The sequence below is a fragment of the Agarivorans sp. genome, assembly GCF_050295395.1.
GTDB lineage: Bacteria > Pseudomonadota > Gammaproteobacteria > Enterobacterales > Celerinatantimonadaceae > Agarivorans.
The window spans coordinates 1-2,571 of sequence record NZ_JBNKPP010000132.1 but is presented as its reverse complement, the minus strand read 5'-3'; the positions used below and the strand labels follow the sequence as shown (position 1 = coordinate 2,571).

Annotated in this window: 3 protein-coding genes; all 3 read right to left on the bottom strand. The window is 46.9% G+C overall.

Going from position 1 to position 2,571, the window contains the following annotated elements; all coding sequences use genetic code 11:
* Nucleotides 1-322: 322 nt before the first annotated feature.
* Nucleotides 323-760, bottom strand: coding sequence for a hypothetical protein (locus ACQY6Q_RS07970; RefSeq protein ID WP_427979946.1), 438 nt, complete (start codon nt 758-760; stop codon nt 323-325).
* A gap of 172 nt (nt 761-932) precedes the next feature.
* Entirely contained in the window at nt 933-1,211 is a 279-nt protein-coding gene (locus ACQY6Q_RS07965; RefSeq protein ID WP_011627235.1) for a peptidylprolyl isomerase, read from the bottom strand.
* 78 nt (nt 1,212-1,289) lie between these two features.
* The coding region (locus ACQY6Q_RS07960; protein ID WP_427979943.1) for a penicillin-binding transpeptidase domain-containing protein at nt 1,290-2,571 on the bottom strand (1,282 nt) is incomplete at its 5' end.

Here is a 2,571-nt window from a genome sequence, read left to right as displayed (position 1 = left end):
AATTCTATTCCTTCTTTACGGGCTAACTGAATCAATATGCCTCCCCAATGTGGTACACCTAAGGTTGAAATAAATGGCCGTCCGTTGACACCCCGCGTAGGGATAAGAATATGTATGGCAGCAGGAGAGGGAATTTTAGATTGAGCTAACGAACCGAAACACGGAATGGGGCAAAAACGCGTTAGTTTTTACTCTAAGTCGTTGGCTTTAGCTTTAGACTTTTATGGATAACATCCACACTTAGGGGTAAGAATATGAGCCGTATTAGCCAAGCGGCCCCATATTTTTTCCCTGCGTAGAAGGGAGCGATTAGATCAGATTGTTAGCTTTTGGCTGGTCCCAAATAATCAAACAAGCGGTTCCTTTGCTCTTTATTTAACGCGTAGTAACTAAACTCTATATGTTCGCCGTTAGCCTCTAATAGTTGTATTTTCTTTGGATACTGCGAGGTAACGTTATAGCCACAATATGAAGTTTTATCTATCTTCTGGACTTCTTCATAGGTCGAAACAAGCATTTTCTGTTCGTCTATCGTGATTAAAAATGAATCAATTTTTGATTTACCAGTGTTAAAGAGGAGTAACCATACGGGAATGAGAATATTCACCGCTAGAAAAACAATAAACATCAGCAAAAAAGTATATTGATCGCTTTTTGAACCAACGATGGTGAGTAATCCTAATTGTGGGAGGAGTAGTGACAACGCAGTCTTATAAAGTCTGTCGAGGATGCTCTGCAAATTTGTTTGTTTTAAATCCATTTACACATACCACAAGCTAACGTCTTATTCGTGCATTTGCGCGTTTATCCCGTGAGTACACTGGAAACGCGCACAAGTTAATTATTTTTTGAAAATAAGCGTTTAGATTGGTGTTTAGATGCAGCTTAATGCGTCGATAAGTCAGCTTATTGACTCAATCAACGCAACCTGATTAAGTGCGATACAGCACCTTCACCACATGCCAACCAAACTTGGTTTTAACCAGATGTGGCACTAATAACTCACCAGAAAAAGCGACTTTATCGAACTGTGGCACCATTTGCCCACGTTTGAATTCACCGAGATCGCCGCCCTTTTTCGCCGATGGACATGAGGAATAGCGCTTGGCTAACGCGCCAAAATTCGCGCCTTTATTCAATTGCTTAATAATATCTTCCGCCTGCTCTTTGTGTTTAACAAGGATATGCACTGCGGCTGCGGTTTTATACATCTGGTACTCTCTTTTATCAAAGACAGCGGTGCCATCTTGCTGCACCGCCGTTATCGCTTTACCTATCAAGAATAAGTATTACTGACCTAAAATCTTCTGCCACCACTGCAACGGCTCGCCACAGTTTTTCGCCGGGTTATAGGTACCTCTAAGGGCCGGCAATGCCTCGGTATTGCGACATCCCGCCTCCTTAGCTTCACCGGTATCACGGTCAAAATAACCTTGGATCACGCCCGTTGGCGGAATCGAGCGCAGCCCAATCGGTGGACGTTCCTTCAAGAAGGCCTGATACACCGCCATGGCACCACTGCTACCGTAAAGAGTCGTCTTACCGTTATCGTCGCGTCCGACCCAAATCGCCGCGACGTTACGCTCGTCAAAACCGGCGAACCAAGAGTCGCGACTATCGTTACTGGTACCGGTTTTACCCGCTAATGCAACGCCTGGGAAGGCATTACCTAAACGCGTTGCCGTACCCGAGCGCACCACTTGCTGCATAGCATATTGCACCAGGAAATCTGTATCCGGCGCGATAGCTTGCTCCTTCGGTGAGCGGGTCACAGGTAATGGCTGATTGTGACTGTCGAGCACCGCCGTCACTGTGGTGAGTTTACGATAGGCACCATAATCGGCCAGCGTCTGATAAACCTGCGCCACCATTAGAGGCGAGCCATTCATGGCGCCCAGTAGCATAGACGGATATTCGTTAAGTGGCTCTTGCCAGCCCGACTTAGCCAGCGTAGTTGCCACCGCATCCACACCCACGGCAATCCCTAGGTTCACCGTAGGTACGTTCATCGACTTTTTAAGCGCCGTTAATAACGAGACTTGACCGCTAAACTTCTTATCAAAGTTCTGCGGTGACCAGGTTTTGCCCTGCTCATTCTTTAGGGTAATCGGCTGATCTTTAAGTGGCGAAGCCAAGGTAAACTGGCTATTTGGCGCCAATGCGGTCGCGTAGACAAACGGCTTGATGAGCGAGCCTATGGGTCTGCGGATCTCAACCGCGCGGTTGTAACCATCAAAGCCTGGCGTCTTATCACCCACCATAGCCGCGATACCGCCAGTGTATTTATCGGTGACCACCATACCAATCTGCAACGACTTATTGCCTTTATCTAAGCTCTTAAAGGTTTGAGTCACGGCGATTTCGGCGGCTTCCTGCGCCATTGGATCTAAGGTAGTGTAAATCTTCACCCCAGATTGTTTTAATAACTCGTCACCATAGCGCTCGTTAAGCTCTTGTTTAACCAAGGCATAAAACGCAGGTAGCTTTTGATGCACGGGTTTATTGGGATTACGCAAGCCTAGGGGCGACTCTACCGCCACCTTGTATTGCGCGGTACTCAGCTCACCCGAC